The following is a 17,108-nucleotide window of genomic DNA, read 5'->3' on the forward strand; positions in this document are numbered from 1 at the left end:
ACAAGGGAGTACTCTGTGGTAGTGAATATGGAGAATACTTCAGTAATGAGAAAGAGGGTTAATTCTAAAATGACTGGAACAACGACGAAAGCAGCTACGAAATTCTATACTCCTAACTACCCGAGACCCCAATTTGTCCGCAGCCAGTGGCTGGATTTGAACGGAGAATGGGACTTCAGCTTCGATGATGGTCACGCAGGCGTTGCGGCGCGCTGGATGGACCATTTTCCGGCTACACATACCATCAATGTACCCTTCACTTACGAGACAGCAGCCAGTGGCATTGTCGATGAGACCTTTCACCCGCGGATCTGGTACCGCAAGCAGCTGGACCTGTCACCAGCGGCGGCCGGGAAGCGGACGGTGCTGCATTTTGAAGGCGTGGACTATCAGGCGGTCTGCTGGGTAAACGGCGGCTATGCCGGAGAGCATGAGGGAGCGTATGCCAGGTTCTCCTTCGATATTACCGATCTGCTTCGCCCGGAGGGTGGTAATGAGATCGTCCTGATGGTCACCGACAGCGATAGCTGTCTGCAGCCCCGGGGCAAGCAGCGCTGGGCGGGCCGGAACCACGATTCGTTCTATGTGCAGACCACCGGCATCTGGAAAAGCGTCTGGCTGGAGCAAGTCCACGCTACCCGTCTGGATTCTGTGAAAATGACCCCCGACATTAACCGCCAAATGCTCCGCTTGGACTACAGCCTGCAGGGCTTGAGAGAAGCCCAGGACCTCCGGCTGGAGACCGAAATTACGTTTCAAGGCGAACGGGTAAATAAGCTTAGTCTGCCTGTAGACAGAGCTTCGATGACTGTGGAAATCAGCATGACGGGCGGCATTAACGGGCCTTGGCTGCAGAACCTGTGGTCGCCGGAGAATCCGAATCTTTTTGACATTGAGTTCGTGCTGTATGCGGGTGAACAGGAGATTGACCGGGTAGGTTCTTATTTCGGCATGCGTAATATCTCGATCAAGGACGGACAGATTCTGCTGAATAATATCCCGCTGTACCAGAGACTGATCCTGGACCAGGGCTACTGGACCGATAGTCATCTGACCCCGCCGTCAGAGGAAGCGCTGATTCAAGATATTGAGGCGGTTATGGAGATGGGCTGGAGCGGTGTGCGCAAGCATATGAAGGTGGAGGACGCCCGGTTCCTGTACTGGTGTGACGTCAAAGGGTTATTGGTCTGGTCGGAGATGGCGGCTGCTTATGAATATAACGACGAGGCGCTGGAGCGGTTCACTGGCGAATGGCTGGAGGTCGTGCGGCAGCAGTATAACCATCCGTGTATCATCACCTGGGTGCCTTTTAACGAATCGTGGGGAGTGCAGAATATCCTTCATGACGTCCGGCAGCAGACCTTCACGGAGGGCATCTATTATTTGACCAAATCTATCGATCCCTACCGCCCGGTGATTACGAATGACGGCTGGGAGCATACCGTGTCCGACATTCTGACCCTGCATGATTATGTCGAGCGGGGCGAAGCGTTATATGAAACTTACAAGGATAAAGACTCTATTACCGGCGGCAGCGGCACTTATAATGAGTGGAAGTTTGCTTTTGCTGAAGGGTACAAATATAAGGGGCAGCCGATCATCATCAGCGAGTACGGAGGCATTGCCTTCAAAAGCGAACACGGCTGGGGCTACGGACATCAGGTGGATAGCGAGGAGGCATTTCTGGAGCGGTTCGGCAGCTTGACCAAGGCGATTCAGGGCATTCCATTCATCTCCGGGTACTGCTACACACAGATTACCGACGTCCAGGATGAGGTCAACGGCATACTGACAGCAGAGCGCGAGCCGAAGGTGCCGCTTACGCGGATTAGGGAGATTAACCTGAAGCTGGGCATGTAAACTCTTTCAAAAAATCATAGAAGGGGTTGACGAACGGAAGATATTACACTATCATTCATAATAGTTACAAAAAATTAATAAATGTCAGGCAGCATGAGCCGGCAAGAAAGGAGACTGAGTTCTGTTTGAAGAAAGGAATCGTATGGCTCCTAAGTATTGTAATTTTGCTATCGTTTGGATCTGAGAGGGCATCTGCGGACGACGGCTCCAGGCTGGATCAAGAGATCAATGAGGTCATGGGAACTCCATACAAATGGGGGGGCACCAAGGCATCTGAAGGGTTTGACTGTTCCGGGTTTATCCTATACATATTTGGTAAGTTCGATCTGGACCTTCCGAGAACCTCCAAGTCTCAATCTACAGCAGGCGATTATGTTGCCAAGTCCGATTTGCGTCCAGGGGATCTGGTGTTCTTCGAGACCGGAGGCAACGGCGTCTCCCATGCAGGCATCTATGTCGGCGACAACAAATTTGCTCATTCCTCCAGCAATAAGGGTGTGACCATCACCAGCCTGTCATCAGGTTACTATAAGGACCGCTATGTTACTGCCAGAAGAACCATCTCTGAGAGCATGTATCAGAAGATGACTGGCAATTAATCCGGCCTCCAATCGAATATGTTCACTCAAGCGGCGACATTGTCCTGGAATCTACCAGGGTGAGTCGCCGCTTTTTACTATAGACTTATGACCTGACTGGCTCCTCGATATGCACCATCACCCGCACCAAATAGTCCTCCGGCTGCTTCATAACGATCTCATCCAGCAGGAATTCCTCGTAAGCATCTCCCTTAATGACATAATGATTCTGCTCAATATAATCAAAAATCTGCGGATATATCTTCTCGGTATCCTCATAATGAGCCCGGGTGTAAGACACAAGATAGTAGCCCTCCGGCATATATTCTTGTTCGTGATGCTGTGTAGTGATGAAGCTGAACATATAGGAGATCATATCCCCGTCCCCTCTCAGCAGATCCTCCTTACCGACAATAGCCCCGCCGGGATAGCCTGCCGGTGCATTCTCCTTATGCAGACGTTCCTGGAAATCATCCCACAGCTCCTCGCTTATTTCCCGCCTGGATTCGTGAACACGGTAGCTCCGCAGGAGCGGCTTGCGCTCCTGGCGGATCACATACCGCCGGCTGGTGTCCACATTCAGAGAGTGCTCAATATTTTCCGCACGTTGAGTGATCATCTGCCTGGCCAGGGTAAGCTTGGCCATCTGCTGCTGAACAGCCTCCTCCTGCTTCCGCAGAAGCGCAAGGGTGCTTGCCGGAGAACGGTGCTCCAGATACGCCCGGATGTCCTCCAGCGACATGCCCAGCTCCTTGAAAATATAGATCACGCCTATCGTATCGAACTGGCTGCGGGTGTAATACCTGTAGCCGTTGGCGGCTACGAAGGCGGGCTTGAATAAGCCGATCTGATCATAGAAAATGAGCGTTTTGCGCGGTACACGGGACAGCTTAGAAAAAGCGCTAATGGACATCAAATCGTTCTCAAGCTTAGGCATCCTAATCTCCTTCAGAATTAACGGGTTGACTGTATAGTTTCTATACAGTTTATAATAACCTCTGTTCTTATCGTTCATCAACTTGTTCGTTACAAAGAAGGAGAATGCTTATGATCAGGAAGTTGCTGCAAAGTGTGCGGGAGTATAAGAAGGATACCTGGCTGACTCCCTTATTTCTGCTTGGAGAGGTTGCCATGGAAGTGCTGATTCCCTTGTTCATGGCTGATTTAATTGATCAGGGCATTACCGGGGGAGAGATGAACCAGATTGTGAAGTATGGCCTGATTCTGATCCTCTTCGCGCTGGTATCCCTTGTATTTGGCGCACTTGCCGGTAAGCACTCGGCTATTGCGATGTCCGGCTTTGGTAAGAATCTGCGCGAAGATCTGTTCCGGCATGTACAGCGGCTGTCTTTTTCTAATATGGACAAATTCTCGACCTCGGGGATCGTCACCCGGCTGACTACAGACATCACCCATGTGCAGAATGCCTTTCTGATGATTATCCGGATTGCGTTCCGCAGCCCGGTGATGATTATATTTGCCACGATCATGACCTACAGGGTCAGTCCCGCTATTGCTGCGTGGTTCATCGTCGTTGTTCCGGTGCTGGCGGCTGGGGTGATGCTCATCCTGAAGTACGCCTTCCCGGTCTTTGAACGCGCCTTCGACAGCTACGATACCCTGAATAAGGTTGTTCAGGAGAATGTCCGTGGCATCCGGGTGGTCAAGTCTTATGTGCGGGAGGAGCATGAGATCTCCAAGTTCCAGGAAGTGTCGCTGAGGATCTTTACGCAGATGGCCAAAGCGGAGCGCATCCTGGCCTATGAGATGCCGCTTATGCAGGTGATTCTGTATGGAGTGATGCTGATCATCTCCTGGGTAGGAGCCAAGCTGGTGGTGGGCGGTAATATGACAACCGGTGAGCTGACCAGTGTGTTCGCCTACTCCATGCAAATCCTGATGAGTCTGATGACGCTGGGACTTGTGATTGTGATGGTCGCTATCGCCCGCGCGTCTGCCAGACGTATCCATGACCTGCTGGATGAACAGCCGGACATTACAAGTCCGGACTCCCCGGTCACCGAACTGCATACAGGAGAGGTGGAGTTCCGTAATGTGTCCTTCCGGTACTTCAGTAAGGCTAAGAAGGATGCGCTATCCGGGATCAGCCTTCATATCCGCTCGGGACAGACGGTTGGCATTATTGGCGGATCGGGCAGTGCCAAGTCCACATTAGTGCAGCTCATACCGCGGCTCTATGATGTGACCGAAGGCGAAGTGCTCGTCAGCGGAACGAATGTGAAGGACTATGATCTGCAGGTGCTGCGGAGCCAGGTCGCTATGGTACTTCAGAAAAATGTACTGTTCGCCGGCACCATCAAGGACAATCTGCGCTGGGGGAATGAAGCGGCTACCGAAGAAGAGCTGATCGAAGCCTGCAAGGCCGCACAGGCCCATGAATTCATCACGGCCTTCCCTGACGGGTATGATACCCGGCTCGATCAAGGGGGAACGAATGTATCCGGCGGGCAGAAGCAGCGGTTATGTATTGCCAGAGCGCTGCTCAAGCAGCCTAAGATTCTCATCCTGGATGACTCGACCAGTGCGGTAGATACACGTACCGATGCCCTTATCCGTAAAGTCTTCAGGGAGAGTATCCCGGATACGACCAAGATTATCATTGCCCAGCGGATTGCATCGGTAGAGGATGCGGACCAGATCATTGTGCTGGAGGATGGGGAAGTGGCGGATATCGGGACCCATCAGGAGCTTTTGAACCGAAGTACGATTTATCAGGAAGCTTATCATACACAGACGAAGGGGGCCGAGGTATATCATGGATAACATTCATTATGGCCGGACCATTAAGCGCCTCCTGGCCTATTTCAAGCTGTTCAAAGTCAGAACTTCGCTGGCTTTGGTGCTGGTTCTGGTGAGTTCCGCCGTTTCTGTAGCTTCCGCAGCGTTTCTGCGCCTGCTCATTGATGACTTCATCACGCCGCTTCTGGGCGATCAGCATCCGGTATTTGACGCCTTGTTCCAGGCACTCGCCATACTGGCTGTCATATATGCCGCCGGAGTGCTCAGCACATTTATCTCCAAGCGGCTGATGATTACGGTCTCCCAGCTCATTATGAAAAGAATCCGTGACCATCTGTTCGCCCATATGCAGAAGCTGCCGGTGAAGTACTTCGACCGCAAGGACCACGGTGACATCATGAGTCATTACACCAATGACGTAGATACACTGAATATGATGCTCACCGACGGATTACCGCAATTGTTATCGACGGCTGTGACGGTCATTGTTGTGCTGGGCACGATGCTGTATATGGATGTCCCGCTGACGATTGTGGTCGTGTCAGGCGCATTAGTGATGCTATGGATTACCAAGAAGGTTGGGGGAAAGGCGACACATCACTTTTTCCGGCAGCAGGAATCCATTGGCGCACTGGACGGATACATCGAAGAGATGATTCACGGGCAAAAGGTGGTGCAGGTGTTCGGCCGTGAGCAACACTCGATCGAACAGTTCGCGCACCTGAACCGTGAACTGTTCGACAGCTCCACGACAGCCAACAAATATTCCAATATTCTGATGCCGGTGAACGCCAATCTGGCGACCTTGATCTATGTGCTTGTAGCTATTGCGGGGGGAGCGATGGCCATCTCCGGCTGGGATGCAGGCTTGACCCTGGGCAGCATTGCCGCATTCCTGAGCCTGTCCCGCAACTTCACCATGCCGATCGCCGAAATCTCCTCCCAGGTGAATATGTTCGTGGTGGCGCTTGCCGGGGCACAGCGGATCTTCAACCTGATGGACGAACAGCCGGAAGAAGACGAGGGCCGTGTTACCCTGGAGCATGACCAGCAGGGGACAGGCTGGGTATGGAGGCTGGAGGATGGTTCCACAGTGCCGCTGGCCGGGAAGGTGGAATTCAAGGAGGTGAGCTTCACGTATGACGGCAAGAAGCAGGTGCTGCAGGAGATTACTTTATATGCGAAGCCTGGGCAGAAGCTGGCTTTTGTAGGCGCTACAGGTGCCGGCAAAACAACCGTGGCCAACCTGCTCAACCGTTTCTACGATATCACAGAAGGCGAAATTATCTATGATGGTATCAACATACAGCGTATCCGCAAAGCGGACCTGCGCCAGTCTCTGGGTATCGTTCTGCAAGACACACATCTGTTCTCCGGCACGGTGGCCGATAATATCCGTTATGGACGGCTGGGGGCCAGTGACGAAGAGGTGGAGCAGGCTGCCAAGCTGTCTTATGCCGCGAGCTTCATTGAACGTTTGCCGGAGGGGTATCAGACCCGGCTGGACGGGAGCGGGAACGGGCTGTCGCAGGGCCAGAGCCAGCTGCTGGCGATCGCCAGGTCGGCCATTGCCAATCCGCCGGTGATGATCCTGGATGAAGCGACTTCATCCATTGATACGCGGACCGAAGCGCTGGTGCAGAAGGGGATGGACAATCTGATGGATCACAGAACCGTGTTCGTCATTGCCCACCGCCTGTCCACGGTCCGGAATTCCGATGCTATCATGGTCATGGACAAGGGCCAGATTAAGGAGCGAGGCGATCACCAGCAGTTAATCTCAGAGAAGGGGATATATTATCAGCTGTATACGGGAGCTTTTGAATGGGAATGAGTTCGTCAATTAAGCTTCAAGATCTTCACCAGCAGGAAGCCTAACCCGGATAACAGGACCGACCCGATTAATCCGGCTCCGAAGGCCCCCAGGCCCATGCGCTTAAAAGCAGCCATATCTACATTCAGACCCAGTCCGGCCATTGCCATAGCAATGAGGAAATAAGCAGCTAATACAAGCTTATCCGTGATTGCGTCAGGGATAATATGAAGCGTATTGACGGTGCTCATCAGCAGGAAGCCCAGGATGAACCACGGAACCGGTATGGACTTCCAGTCGGATTTTACGGTCTCGGGGTTCGCCTTCCGTTCCTTACGGTTGGCCCAGATTCCGATGATCACAGCGACCGGCACCAGCATGGTGACACGGGTTAATTTGACAATCACAGCCAGATCAACTGCCTGCTGTCCGGCCGGCCCGGTGGCTGCAATGACATGAGCGATTTCATGGAGCGTTGCGCCCGAGAAGATACCGTAACCTAGTGGCGACAGGGCAAGGACAGGGTAGAGAAGGGTATACATTAGTGTGAAAATAGTACCCAAGATCGCAACGGTTGCCGCGCTGATCGCCGTCTCCTCGTCACTTGCCTTGAGCTGGGGAGCGATGGCTACAACCGCTGCCGCTCCGCAGATCGCGGTGCCGCAAGCTGTCAGCATTCCCAGTCTGGATTCTACCTTGAACAGCTTCGCTAGCCCAAGCACCGTACAGATCGTGAACCCGATACAAACCAAGGCGATCAACACCACCTTGGGACCCGCCTGAAGGATATCCTTCAGGCTAAGTCTCATGCCCAGCAGGATGATGCCATACCGCAGAAGTTTTTTGGAAGTGAAGGAGATTCCGTGTGTTAAGTAACTTGGAACGCCAAGCGTGGCTCTCCAGATCATTCCGAGCAGAATAGCTATGACTAACTGCCCCATGATGCACAGGAAGGGGAAGGCTGACACATATTTGGCGAGTAAGGCGAGTATGAGAGGCAAGGCGATACCGAGCGCAAAGCCCTGTTTTTTCTTTACTTCCATGTGCATAGCTAAGTGTAGATTCATCGAAGTCACGTCCAATAGGTTGAATTTAGTTCCTTTAAAAACTATATTCAGTTATGATTGATTAGGGAAATATGTATTTTAAATGCGTATCATAATAAATACTTATCTTATAGGTGGTGAGCGATCTATCATGCTAGAATCCTTGGTGGTTTATGTAACGGTTGTGGAGCAGCGGAACTTCTCTAGGGCAGCAGAGCTGCTGCATCTGTCACAGCCTGGAGTCAGCCTGCAGATCCGCAATCTGGAGAAGGAGCTCGGCGTAAAGCTCATGAACCGGTCACCCAAATGGGTGAAGCTGACAGAAGCGGGGGAACTGTTCTATCGACGGGCGAAGGAAATGCTAAATCTCTACGAGTCGGTGAAGCTGGATCTGGCCAGGCTTCATGATACCGTCAGCGGAAGCTTACATATCGGGGCAAGCTTTACGATTGGTGAATATGTAATGCCCCGGCTGTTCTCATCCTTCGCCAAGCAATATCCTGAGGTGGAGATGGGCATGACGATTGCCAATTCCACGGAGATTGTCGCGGCTTTGCGGGAGAACAAGATTGAAGTAGGGCTGATTGAGGGAAGCACCGAGGCGGCAGATTTGCAGGTTGTGCCCTTTATGAGAGATGAGCTGATCATCGTTGCCGCAGAGAACCACCCGCTCGCGGGAGCGGGTGCAGCGGAGGTGGGCTTACTCCAGGATCTGATCTGGGTGTTGCGTGAGAGCGGTTCGGGGACGCGTTCGTTCAGCAATCATTTTTTGGCACAAGCCGGTCTAAGAATGAAGCGCTCGTATGAGATCAACAGCAGTCAGGGCGTGAAGGAGGCTGTCGCAGCTGGACTGGGCATTGCCATTCTCTCGAAGTGGGTGGTCCGCAGGGAGATCGAGACCGGTAAGCTCATGGAAGTCCCCGTACAAGGCCTGAGCCTTGAAAGAGACTTCTCGATTGTGCGGCTGACCGGTCATGTCCCCAGCAGAGCGAATGAGGTGTTCGTAGAGAGATTGGTCAAGCTGGACAGTGCATTTTAGATATGCAGATCTTTTCTATTGAAATAATAGATGCCTGAAGCATACAGAATGACAGCAAGTCCTGCAAAAATCCCCATCGCAGCATAAGCAAAGCTGTCACCGGCGAATAACCGTTCCGGGCTGAAGAGAGCAAACAAAGACATATTCCCAATCCAGCTCAGCTTCTCTGCGGAATCACCAAGCATTTGCAGTAATACAAACATTACAGGGAGACCGGCCCCAAGCCCAAGGCTGTATTTGCCTTCATTAGCCACGCAGGAAGCAAAGAAGCAGATTCCATTGATGGTGTAATACATCAGAAGCGCGTAAAGATTCAAAAGTATAAACCGTTTGGTATCCAGCAATCCGGGAAACATAGCCGACGAGATGACGAGTGTCAAACCGGTGATCCACATGAAAACTGCTGTAATTGAAGCTAGGCTATATACAGCCTGAGTTACAGCGATCCGGGTTCTGGAGTTGGCCGTTGACAGCAGGTAGGACATGCTGCCTTTATCCACATGTACAGCTATAAGGCGATGGTTGACAATAATGGATATGATCAGCGGGAACAGGTAGAGCAGAATACTGTACAGTGTCCCTGACAAGAAGGTAAGCAGAGTGGTCCCAAAATTCATCCCCATCGCGTTCATTAACCCGGCAGGCAGCACATCCAGCATTTCCTTTATCTTGTCTACGTTATCCGGATTGAACATGCTCAGCAGGACCGCGGAATAGAAGGAATAGACAGCGGTAATGAGCAGCCATATGAAACGGTTGACTCTTATATTTGCTTTGAATAAGGCCCATGAGATCATAGGGAGTGCTCCTTTCCATAGAAGCCCATGAAGATCTGCTCCAGCGTCTGCGGGGGCGAGACCATATGGATCACCTTGCAATCCGAAAGTGTGCGAAGCATATCATTGTAGTTCTGCTTGACGTAGATTTCAACGGTAAGAGGTCCTTTTTGAGAATAGTCAAGACCGCTGGATTGGATGATTGCCAGGTCTGCTTCACTGGCCAGCGTTACCACAAAGCTCTGCAATAGCCCCTCCTTCAGCGTATGGATCTTCTCCACGGCAACGATTTCACCTTCTCTGATGATGCCGGCACGTTCACAGGTCTGGTCAATCTCATCCAGCATATGTGAAGACATCAGAATGGTTTTTCCCCGGCTCCGTTCCAGGGTGATCAGCTCGACAAACCGTTTCTGCATAAGCGGATCTAGCCCGCTGGTAGGCTCATCCAGAATAATTACGGCAGGATCGTTCATGAACGCTGCGATTAAGCCCACTTTTTGCTTCATGCCCTTGGACATTTTCCTGATTTTCCGGTCAGTCTCCAGTTCGAACCGGTCCATTAATTGGGTCCGGCGTGCGTGATCTTTACGTCCTCGCAATTCATCAATGAATGTCAGAAACTGTGCTCCGGTCATGTTCTCATAAAAGGCGATTTCTCCGGGGACATATCCGAGCGTTTGTTGGATTTGTGCCGCATCCTTTCGGCAATCCAGGCCGTTAATGCTTGCCTTCCCGCTGGATGGATTGATGAAGCCCATCAAATGGCGGAGGGTTGTTGTTTTGCCGGCTCCGTTGGGCCCAAGAAAACCAAAGACCTCGCCCTCTTGTACCTCGAAGCTGACATCACGTATGCCCTTACCGTTGGAGTATAGCTTGGTTAATGACTCCACCTTAATCAATAAATTCAACCTCCCTGCAAATTCATAGAACAATTATCATTTCAGTTACATAATATTCGCAGCTTGATCTGAAGTCAATAAAAATATAACATTAGACTAAACAGTTACATAACTTTTAAAGAGTAAGGCAGGGATTGGATAATGAACGGTTTCGAGAAGCGGAGACAACAGAAGAAGGAACAAATCTTACAATCGTTAACCAAGCTGATTATGACCCGTAACTTTAAAGAGATCGGTGTGCGGGAGATTGCACAGCAAGCAGGCGTGTCGCCGGCGTCGATCTACAACTTTTTTGGAAGCAAGGAAAGGCTGGCTAAGGAAGTGTTCTATTATGAGATGGATAACATCGGGAATGATTTCATCCAAATGATTCATTCCGATCTGACCTTTAAAGAAAAAATGGAGAGGATGTACGAACTTTCTGTAAATAATCAAGAGACCTTAAACAGTGAGGGCATGAAGAACTTTATGTTCGAGGATCCCGCATTCAAAGAGCATGTGGAGCAGTACGCCGGAGAAGTAATCATTCCCGAGATCATGAAGTTAATTGAGCAGGGACAGGCGGAGAATCAAATAAACGGCGGAGTATCCGCCGAAGCGATAATGATGTATATGCAAGGATTAATAGCGATGATGGGTAACCCGTCTATGGCGGAGAAGCTGACCGTTAATATGCGCAAAGAGCTAGGGAATTTGTTTTTTTACGGGATATTCGGGAAGAAAGAGTAGGAGGGTACCGTTCCCGGTCAGGCCAACGAAGTGCTCGTGAAGAAGTTGCTTAAGCCGAGCTTGTACATTGGCCTTAATAGGTGGCAAGGTTATCTAACGGTCTGGTATACGAGGCCAATGGCGCCAGTTTCGCCGCTGACAGATCGCCGATATTTGGGAACCAATACTAGAGCATGTTCACAGAGCAATATCAATAATACACTGTAAGGTTATCTGGACTTTCATCTCTACTCAATCTATCCGAGGTATATTTATTTGGAAAAAAAACCAAATAGTACGATATGATCTATACAGGTGTGTTGCAATTTAATATAATCTCTTCAAAGTATACAGGAGTGATAGTCATGATAAAAAAAGTTTTGCCGATGAAATGTCCCCCCATAACATCTTGGACATGGCACGCCAATTTATTGTCAATTTTATCAAACTATGATGAAACGTTGCCTTGGATTTACAGCAATTACATACAACTGTGGAGCGATACACATGGACTGTTCTTCGACTTCTGGCCCAAGTCCAATATAATTTTTGACTGCCCATGGCTTTACAACCAAACGCTAAAACGAGAAACCATCGCCGGCATGAGTACAAACTTAAGCCAATTTTTCGTGGATGCTATTGACCTTGATAATTATATTTACGGTATCTTTGATGAGTCTTGTATTTCAGGAAACCTTGCCCATAAAAAACAATTTTTTCCTCACGAATTGTTTATTTTTGGATACAACCGGGAGGAACGAATGTTCGATGTGGCCGACTTTACTTTTACAGGCAAATATTCTTACACTAAGGCGTCTTTTGAGCAGGTAGAGCAAGCTTATCTAAACATCAACGCAACTACTGATTATTTAGAAGAAGGAAGAGGCGGGCTGCGCTTATTAAGTTTTTTCAACAAAGCAAGCTATCACTTTGACACTGCCTTAGTTGCAGAGACGCTGAATGACTATCTCCTATCCAAAAATACTTCGGAAAGATTCAGAATGATGGACAATCCCAGGGATTTTGTATTTGGAATGAAGGTTTATGAGGACATCAAGCATTATTTGGATTTGCTTTTGGAGAATAAAGATAAGTACGATATCAAGCCGCTGCATGTACTATGGGACCACAAAGTAATGATGCTAAAAAGAATACAATATATGAAATCCCGCAAATTGATGAACAATGCAGATATCATTTATAATAACTACAAACAAATTGAGCAGAACATGCTCATGTTTCGTAATATGTTATTAAAAGCACAGTTGACGAGAAATTCGGAGCTAATCAAAAAAATTATTATTGGCCTTGATGATATTGTCTCAAATGAACGCTGCGTCGTAGAGATGATGCTGGATAATTTGATTTTCACCACCATTCCTCCAAGGGTTCATTATACGAGGCGAACGGGCACTATTCGGGTATGATTTGTAAAAAGGCGTAGTCTAACAGATACTGCTGAATTATGCCTTTTTATCTGGGAATAAGGTATATGCACATGACTTCACTTGAATAATTCTATCCCATTCTCCAGCCCTAAAAAACTTCAATATATATGGCGCAGACATTGGATCGTCATTGCGGTCAGTTCAATTTCGGCCATGTTTAGCCAACTCTCATGCTCGCGTTTGTCATCCCTAATTATTAAGAGGCCTATTACAAAAGTCACACAGTTGACATTTATAAGCAAAAACGAATTGGTATTTGAAATCATCGAAGTTATTTCAGTCCAAGGTGCAGATAACGTCATTTTCTAGTCATCGGAATCTCTGACTTGATATTGTTCCGGCCCTTCCTCATCCATTGAATTTCAGCAATTTGTCTTTGGTTTCCGATCGTCACATAATCCACTCTACACAATCTTGATTCCAATCTCGCTAAAGAAGTATTACGGTGTACTTCAAGATCCATGGAGTAAGAGCGTTTTTCTGTCAAGCCGGGGTTTCTTTGAAGAAACAGGTCATTTAATCCTTTCTCAAACGCTACGACGAGATTTCTCCAAACGGGCGAAGGGGAATAATCGAAAGACTGGGTGAGGGCCAAAAACGTGTAAAAAGGCATACCATTTTTCATTAAACAAAAAACAAAGACTTCCTGTTCTTTCCTCACTATCTCATGCCTTTTGCGGTTGCCCTATTTTGACATGACCTAAGTAGTTCAAAAAAAGATTCAATACTCTATGAAAAAGTACTATGATGAATATATGCCAAAAAAGGGGGGAAGGAGTTTGAAATTACTTTACACTAAGGTTCCACCAATATATGGTTTCCCCATTATCGGCAATACACTTTCAGTTGCCTCCTTTCATCCCGATTTCAAAAATTGGTATTATTCAAATTTCATTCATCTGAACAGCTCTCCGCTGAACTATACCATGTCGTTTTACAAATGTATGACGCTTCCGCAGAACTGCCCTTTCATCAATCTTAATTCTGTAGAGCGGTGGATTATTGATTTCAAATGGAATAATTCCATTGTCGACTTTCTAATTGATGCAATCAACCACAGCTCCTATGTTTATCTCTTTGTTGATGAATCGAAATTAGTTAATTCTTACACTTTTAATAAATTCGATTCATTTACACATGACGTTATGGTTTTTGGATATAATTTATTGGAGGGAAAATTTAATATAGCTGGTAATTTTTCTAATGGAAAATATATTGAGAGCCATTGTACGTTTGAAGAGATGAATGCTGCCTTTCTAAATACTAATATCCTTCAAGACCGGTTTAACGGAATTATACTAATAAAACACAGAAAAAATGCGGAGTATGCAATTCATATGCCAAGTATAAAGCAAAAATTTTATGACTATTTAGAATCCCACTCTATAGCGTTGAGAGATGGAGAACAGGAATTCATGAATGAAGTGTTTGGTTTGAATACATATGATGTATTAGTGGATTGTATTGAAAAAATCATTAGAGACCCTAACGCAGGTTTCAATAATGTAAGACCTTTTCATTTTTTATGGGAACATAAATGGGTTCTGCTGGACAGGCTGGAGTTCTTTCTTCATGAAGATTTGATTGAAAGAAACCCGGCTGTGGAACATTTAAGGAATACATTTTTATATCTATACAACTCTGCATTAGAGAGTAGAAATATCTTTTTAAAATACTCACTTTTCGGAAATTCTTCTTCGTTGTTAAAGGTAAGAACGAGATTAATTGATATGAAGTCAATGGAGAAGGCAGCTATTTCAGCACTATGTGAGTTTATGTGAAAATAACGTCTTAGTTGGTCAGAAAGCTGACTTGGGATAATTGAGACCTGCCATTTCGAAGTTACCGGCACGAATCTGTATGACATGAGTATGTGGTGGTTATCGACTGCTGATAATATCGACCAAAGATATTAACAAAAGAGGATGCTCCTTTAGCCTTTCTGCTGCGGGGTATCCTCTTTTTCATTTAATCATTGACCAATTCTTGTAGCAGCACTGGCGGTGTCTTGAGCCAGCCGTTTTTCTTTCTCCTATTCTGAATTTTCAGAGCTGGCGCGGTCTTGATTGAATGATACTGACATTCAAGTGTATCGGTCTTCTCACGGATGGATCGGGCTATTATCTGGCTATAGCCTACGAGTCTTACTTCGTTCTCAGTAGCCAGTTTGTCTGGAATTTCCGGGACAGAGAAGTGTGAGCTATATACGGAATGTCATTCAGTCAAGCTCTTGCCGGCTAGGCATTTGCAAATTGGTTCTCCTTAGCTTGTTCGTCCTAGCTTATGAGTTCACCAAGAAGAATCAAGGTCTCCAGCACGACATTGGCACAGTTTGCGAAATATGATTTTTAATTGTAAAATAACTTATATATGTTTTAATGTTACATATAATTACATTATTGAGTCAGCGGTTTTCAAATCAAATCAAATCTAATGTAAGTACAATTACAATAATGAGAGCGCTTGTATTTAAGCTTTGACGACGCTACCGGATGGATTATGAAGTGCTTTATATTACTGTAGATAAAGGTGGATTTATGCTAAAGAAGATCGATTTTTCTATAAAACGAGTGTTTCCTAAGAACAACAGAAGGTATCCCACCTGCATAGATGATATTATTTATTCAATTTCATCATGGATTAACAAAGATTTTGAATTAATGTATTGGGATAGTTGGGAATTCAAATATGACAAAGAGAGTAATAAGGAAAATTTAATGAATATATTTAATGCAATCACGATTAACAATATATATAAATCTTTATTTAGATACCACAAAACAGATATAAAAATGCATGTTAATGATGATGTTAATCAATTATATGATTTAATTGAAAATCAAATTCATTTGGGAACACCGACGATTATTGGACTGGATGGTTACTATAATGAGTGGGATACGTTTTTTTTTCATAAAGAACATAATGCTCATGCCTGTGTAGTTACAGGTATAGATCGTGTAAAACGTTCGCTGATGATATCAGATTGCTATTTTGATAAAAAAGACAAACTAATTTCTTTTGATTTGGTAAATCAAGCAACTCATTTTTTTGGCCGTGTCATCTTCATCGAAGAGCCAAAGTACACGAAACAAGAAGCAATAATTATGGTCAAAGACTTGTTTTTAGCGATCAATTGTGATCAATTTGAGAGCATGAGGCGATTCGCAAATGATATCCAAAATTCTGCTGATTATGGTGAAGCGCAAACTTCAGAGGTAGCGCAATTATCCTCCATTTATGATGGGTTAAATCAGGTGATATTAGGAAGATTAAGATTTGCATATATGCTTAATTACATTAAAACAAAATATGGTATTGCAGAACTGGACAAAATTGGCGATAAATTCTACCGTTCTGCATTAAATTGGGAAATCACACTTAATATTTTAGCAAAGTCTCTTTTGATGGATAATTTTTTTAAAAAAGTAGATAAGGTTGCCGATAAAATATATTTAGCTGCAGCTTTTGAAGAGAATTTACTAGAAGAGTGCCAAACATTATTTTTAGCATCTTAGAATCGTAACGTCGTGCCACAAGAATATATGAGTCTTAAGGATATGTTATCAAACAATAAAAGAAATTTTAAATGTGTAAACCTTGCCTCTATAGCTAATAACAAAGGTTTTGTGTTAGAAAATCATAACAACATACAAGCTGATTTAACAGGGTTAGGCGAATACTTTCTGTTGCGGAATATCGTAAATGCAAGCATTTATGAGAGTGGTTCCTATATCTTTGCGCTTCCGGATTTTAATCATCATTACGATAATGTGTCTTGTACAGGACAACTGGTGGAGATAAATATAAAAGGTATAAATGAAGTGCATGTTCTTGGCTGCTCTGAATGGGGGAACTCGATTGTGAATTTTACAGTTGAGTATGAATTTGACTACACGGAAATGATAGAGCTAATGGTCACAGATCTTTCTTGTGAGCCCATGTACAAGGAGTTCGCAGCCATTCAGGGTACGACACAACGCAATGAGGGAGGGACTGTAGTCACTATACAAGAACTAGCTTTTATTAATGTGCTCTCTTTTGCTACTGATTTTGAAAGAAAAATTAAAAGAATTCAACTTCCAGATAATTTTAATTATCATATTCTTTCAATATCTTTGAGTATGCTTTAGAAATTGGGGTACATAGTATTTCACCCGTAAGGAATAAAACCATAG

General features: G+C 46.2%; 14 protein-coding genes. 10 read left to right on the forward strand and 4 right to left on the reverse strand.

Features of this window, described 5'->3' with window-relative positions; genetic code table 11:
• The first annotated feature begins 69 nt into the window (after positions 1-69).
• Entirely contained in the window at positions 70-1,860 is a 1,791-nt protein-coding gene (locus K1558_RS11625) for a glycoside hydrolase family 2 protein (RefSeq protein WP_238651736.1), read from the forward strand.
• A 125-nt stretch (positions 1,861-1,985) separates the two neighbouring features.
• Complete coding sequence (locus tag K1558_RS11630; RefSeq protein ID WP_238651737.1) at positions 1,986-2,459, forward strand: C40 family peptidase; 474 nt, start codon at positions 1,986-1,988, stop codon at positions 2,457-2,459.
• An 85-nt stretch (positions 2,460-2,544) separates the two neighbouring features.
• Here K1558_RS11630 and K1558_RS11635 read toward each other — a convergent pair whose 3' ends face one another.
• Positions 2,545-3,375, reverse strand: coding sequence for a MerR family transcriptional regulator (locus K1558_RS11635; RefSeq protein WP_238651738.1), 831 nt, complete (start codon positions 3,373-3,375; stop codon positions 2,545-2,547).
• A gap of 110 nt (positions 3,376-3,485) precedes the next feature.
• Between K1558_RS11635 and K1558_RS11640 the strand changes: the two genes are divergently transcribed.
• Positions 3,486-5,222: an ABC transporter ATP-binding protein gene (locus K1558_RS11640; protein ID WP_238651739.1), complete on the forward strand. Its 1,737-nt coding sequence runs from the start codon at positions 3,486-3,488 to the stop codon at positions 5,220-5,222.
• Positions 5,215-7,032 (forward strand): ABC transporter ATP-binding protein, encoded by a 1,818-nt coding sequence (locus K1558_RS11645; RefSeq protein ID WP_238651740.1) that lies wholly within the window; start codon positions 5,215-5,217, stop codon positions 7,030-7,032. The genes K1558_RS11640 and K1558_RS11645 overlap by 8 nt, the downstream gene beginning before the upstream one ends.
• A gap of 5 nt (positions 7,033-7,037) precedes the next feature.
• Here K1558_RS11645 and K1558_RS11650 read toward each other — a convergent pair whose 3' ends face one another.
• Positions 7,038-8,078 (reverse strand): YeiH family protein, encoded by a 1,041-nt coding sequence (locus K1558_RS11650; protein ID WP_238651741.1) that lies wholly within the window; start codon positions 8,076-8,078, stop codon positions 7,038-7,040.
• 130 nt (positions 8,079-8,208) lie between these two features.
• Between K1558_RS11650 and K1558_RS11655 the strand changes: the two genes are divergently transcribed.
• The gene (locus tag K1558_RS11655) at positions 8,209-9,096 is read left to right on the forward strand and encodes a LysR family transcriptional regulator (protein ID WP_274528524.1); all 888 of its coding nucleotides are present in this window, start codon (positions 8,209-8,211) and stop codon (positions 9,094-9,096) included.
• Here K1558_RS11655 and K1558_RS11660 read toward each other — a convergent pair.
• Both K1558_RS11660 and K1558_RS11665 read right to left on the reverse strand, forming a co-directional pair.
• Positions 9,093-9,893 carry an ABC transporter permease subunit gene (locus K1558_RS11660; protein ID WP_238651742.1) on the reverse strand — a complete coding sequence of 267 codons (801 nt, stop codon included), beginning with the start codon at positions 9,891-9,893 and terminating at the stop codon, positions 9,093-9,095. The genes K1558_RS11655 and K1558_RS11660 overlap by 4 nt on opposite strands.
• Entirely contained in the window at positions 9,890-10,774 is an 885-nt protein-coding gene (locus tag K1558_RS11665; protein WP_238651743.1) for an ABC transporter ATP-binding protein, read from the reverse strand. The genes K1558_RS11660 and K1558_RS11665 overlap by 4 nt, the downstream gene beginning before the upstream one ends.
• Positions 10,775-10,915: 141 nt before the next feature.
• On the opposite strand from K1558_RS11665, the gene K1558_RS11670 reads away from it, so the two are divergent.
• From K1558_RS11670 to K1558_RS11690, 5 genes are all read left to right on the forward strand, one after another.
• The gene (locus K1558_RS11670) at positions 10,916-11,503 is read left to right on the forward strand and encodes a TetR/AcrR family transcriptional regulator (RefSeq protein ID WP_238651744.1); all 588 of its coding nucleotides are present in this window, start codon (positions 10,916-10,918) and stop codon (positions 11,501-11,503) included.
• Between the two features lie 344 nt (positions 11,504-11,847).
• The gene (locus K1558_RS11675) at positions 11,848-12,909 is read left to right on the forward strand and encodes a hypothetical protein (RefSeq protein WP_238651745.1); all 1,062 of its coding nucleotides are present in this window, start codon (positions 11,848-11,850) and stop codon (positions 12,907-12,909) included.
• A 752-nt stretch (positions 12,910-13,661) separates the two neighbouring features.
• Entirely contained in the window at positions 13,662-14,711 is a 1,050-nt protein-coding gene (locus tag K1558_RS11680; RefSeq protein ID WP_238651746.1) for a hypothetical protein, read from the forward strand.
• Positions 14,712-15,422: 711 nt separating this feature from the next.
• A complete protein-coding gene (locus tag K1558_RS11685; RefSeq protein ID WP_238651747.1) occupies positions 15,423-16,448 on the forward strand; it encodes a BtrH N-terminal domain-containing protein in 1,026 nt (341 codons plus the stop codon).
• 42 nt (positions 16,449-16,490) lie between these two features.
• Positions 16,491-17,063, forward strand: coding sequence for a hypothetical protein (locus K1558_RS11690; protein WP_238651748.1), 573 nt, complete (start codon positions 16,491-16,493; stop codon positions 17,061-17,063).
• Positions 17,064-17,108: the final 45 nt, after the last annotated feature.

The organism is Paenibacillus piscarius (assembly GCF_022234545.1).
GTDB classification, from domain to species: domain Bacteria; phylum Bacillota; class Bacilli; order Paenibacillales; family Paenibacillaceae; genus Paenibacillus_AQ; species Paenibacillus_AQ piscarius.

What these genes read in the sequence shown, in the direction of transcription:
- K1558_RS11655 (WP_274528524.1), top strand. Translation starts at nt 8,209, where the DNA reads ATGCTAGAATCCTTGGTGGTTTATGTAACGGTTGTGGAGCAGCGGAAC.
- K1558_RS11660 (WP_238651742.1), bottom strand. Translation starts at nt 9,893, where the DNA reads ATGATCTCATGGGCCTTATTCAAAGCAAATATAAGAGTCAACCGTTTC.
- K1558_RS11685 (WP_238651747.1), top strand. Translation starts at nt 15,423, where the DNA reads ATGGATTATGAAGTGCTTTATATTACTGTAGATAAAGGTGGATTTATG.
- K1558_RS11680 (WP_238651746.1), top strand. Translation starts at nt 13,662, where the DNA reads ATGAAAAAGTACTATGATGAATATATGCCAAAAAAGGGGGGAAGGAGT.
- K1558_RS11635 (WP_238651738.1), bottom strand. Translation starts at nt 3,375, where the DNA reads ATGCCTAAGCTTGAGAACGATTTGATGTCCATTAGCGCTTTTTCTAAG.
- K1558_RS11650 (WP_238651741.1), bottom strand. Translation starts at nt 8,078, where the DNA reads ATGAATCTACACTTAGCTATGCACATGGAAGTAAAGAAAAAACAGGGC.
- K1558_RS11670 (WP_238651744.1), top strand. Translation starts at nt 10,916, where the DNA reads ATGAACGGTTTCGAGAAGCGGAGACAACAGAAGAAGGAACAAATCTTA.
- K1558_RS11640 (WP_238651739.1), top strand. Translation starts at nt 3,486, where the DNA reads ATGATCAGGAAGTTGCTGCAAAGTGTGCGGGAGTATAAGAAGGATACC.
- K1558_RS11625 (WP_238651736.1), top strand. Translation starts at nt 70, where the DNA reads ATGACTGGAACAACGACGAAAGCAGCTACGAAATTCTATACTCCTAAC.
- K1558_RS11645 (WP_238651740.1), top strand. Translation starts at nt 5,215, where the DNA reads ATGGATAACATTCATTATGGCCGGACCATTAAGCGCCTCCTGGCCTAT.
- K1558_RS11690 (WP_238651748.1), top strand. Translation starts at nt 16,491, where the DNA reads ATGTTATCAAACAATAAAAGAAATTTTAAATGTGTAAACCTTGCCTCT.
- K1558_RS11675 (WP_238651745.1), top strand. Translation starts at nt 11,848, where the DNA reads ATGATAAAAAAAGTTTTGCCGATGAAATGTCCCCCCATAACATCTTGG.